The organism is Streptomyces sp. KR55 (assembly GCF_052245645.1).
Classification (GTDB): Bacteria; Actinomycetota; Actinomycetes; order Streptomycetales; family Streptomycetaceae; genus Streptomyces; species Streptomyces flavusporus.
The window spans coordinates 1-2,500 of the sequence record NZ_JBQQCE010000599.1 but is presented as its reverse complement, the minus strand read 5'-3'; the positions used below and the strand labels follow the sequence as shown (position 1 = coordinate 2,500).

General features: G+C 57.3%; 1 rRNA gene (cut by a window edge). It reads left to right on the top strand.

Annotation, left to right across the window (positions count from 1 at the left end):
• Nucleotides 1-2,479: ribosomal RNA gene (locus ACTWQJ_RS46285) — 23S ribosomal RNA — on the top strand (it extends 642 nt beyond the left edge of the window).
• Nucleotides 2,480-2,500 lie beyond the last annotated feature (21 nt).

Genomic DNA, 2,500 nt, shown 5'->3' with positions numbered 1-2,500 from the left:
ACATTCTCGTGACTGCGTGCCTTTTGAAGAATGAGCCTGCGAGTTTGCGGTGTGTTGCGAGGTTAACCCGGGTGGGGAAGCCGTAGCGAAAGCGAGTCCGAACAGGGCGGTTCAGTAGCATGCTCAAGACCCGAAGCGGAGTGATCTAGCCATGGGCAGGTTGAAGCGGCTGTAAGAGGTCGTGGAGGACCGAACCCACCAGGGTTGAAAACCTGGGGGATGACCTGTGGTTAGGGGTGAAAGGCCAATCAAACTCCGTGATAGCTGGTTCTCCCCGAAATGCATTTAGGTGCAGCGTCGTGTGTTTCTTGCCGGAGGTAGAGCACTGGATAGGCGATGGGCCCTACCGGGTTACTGACCTTAGCCAAACTCCGAATGCCGGTAAGTGAGAGCGCGGCAGTGAGACTGTGGGGGATAAGCTCCATGGTCGAGAGGGAAACAGCCCAGAGCATCGACTAAGGCCCCTAAGCGTACGCTAAGTGGGAAAGGATGTGGAGTCGCAGAGACAACCAGGAGGTTGGCTTAGAAGCAGCCACCCTTGAAAGAGTGCGTAATAGCTCACTGGTCAAGTGATTCCGCGCCGACAATGTAGCGGGGCTCAAGCGTACCGCCGAAGTCGTGTCATTGCAGCATGAGGGCCAACGCCCGCTGTGATGGGTAGGGGAGCGTCGTCTGCCGGGTGAAGCGGCCGCGTAAGCGAGTCGTGGACGGTTGACGAGTGAGAATGCAGGCATGAGTAGCGATACACACGTGAGAAACGTGTGCGCCGATTGACTAAGGGTTCCTGGGTCAAGCTGATCTGCCCAGGGTAAGTCGGGACCTAAGGCGAGGCCGACAGGCGTAGTCGATGGATAACCGGTTGATATTCCGGTACCCGCTGTGAAGCGTCAAACACCGAATCCAGTGATGCTAAGCCCGTGAAACCGCCGTGTGCGTCTTCGGACAAGCACGGAGTGGTGGAGCCGGTGACCCGAGCTGGTAGTAGGTGAGTGATGGGGTGACGCAGGAAGGTAGTCCATCCCGGGCGGTGGTTGTCCCGGGGTAAGGGTGTAGGACGTCACGTAGGTAAATCCGCGTGACACATAGTCTGAGACCCGATGCCGAGCCGATTGTGGTGAAGTGGATGATCCTATGCTGTCGAGAAAAGCCTCTAGCGAGTTTCATGGCGGCCCGTACCCTAAACCGACTCAGGTGGTCAGGTAGAGAATACCGAGGCGTTCGGGTGAACTATGGTTAAGGAACTCGGCAAAATGCCCCCGTAACTTCGGGAGAAGGGGGGCCACACCCGGTGATGGGCTTTGCGCCTTGAGCTGGGGGTGGCCGCAGAGACCAGCGAGAAGCGACTGTTTACTAAAAACACAGGTCCGTGCGAAGCCGTAAGGCGATGTATACGGACTGACGCCTGCCCGGTGCTGGAACGTTAAGGGGACCGGTTAGCTCACCTTCGGGTGGGCGAAGCTGAGAACTTAAGCGCCAGTAAACGGCGGTGGTAACTATAACCATCCTAAGGTAGCGAAATTCCTTGTCGGGTAAGTTCCGACCTGCACGAATGGCGTAACGACTTCTCGACTGTCTCAACCATAGGCCCGGTGAAATTGCACTACGAGTAAAGATGCTCGTTTCGCGCAGCAGGACGGAAAGACCCCGGGACCTTTACTACAGTTTGATATTGGTGTTCGGTTCGGCTTGTGTAGGATAGCTGGGAGACTGTGAACCCCGGACGCCAGTTCGGGGGGAGTCGTCGTTGAAATACCAGTCTGGTCGTGCTGGATGTCTAACCTGGGTCCGTGATCCGGATCAGGGACAGTGTCTGATGGGTAGTTTAACTGGGGCGGTTGCCTCCTAAAGGGTAACGGAGGCGCCCAAAGGTTCCCTCAGCCTGGTTGGCAATCAGGTGTTGAGTGTAAGTGCACAAGGGAGCTTGACTGTGAGACCGACGGGTCGAGCAGGGACGAAAGTCGGGACTAGTGATCCGGCGGTGGCTTGTGGAAGCGCCGTCGCTCAACGGATAAAAGGTACCCCGGGGATAACAGGCTGATCTTCCCCAAGAGTCCATATCGACGGGATGGTTTGGCACCTCGATGTCGGCTCGTCGCATCCTGGGGCTGGAGTCGGTCCCAAGGGTTGGGCTGTTCGCCCATTAAAGCGGTACGCGAGCTGGGTTTAGAACGTCGTGAGACAGTTCGGTCCCTATCCGCTGTGCGCGCAGGAGTCTTGAGAAGGGCTGTCCCTAGTACGAGAGGACCGGGACGGACGAACCTCTGGTGTGCCAGTTGTCCTGCCAAGGGCATGGCTGGTTGGCTACGTTCGGGAGGGATAACCGCTGAAAGCATCTAAGCGGGAAGCCTGCTTCGAGATGAGGACTCCCACCTCTATAAGAGGGTAAGGCTCCCAGTAGACGACTGGGTTGATAGGCCGGATATGGAAGCCCCGTAAGGGGTGGAGTTGACCGGTACTAATAGGCCGAGGGCTTGTCCTCAGTTGCTCGCGTCCACTGTGT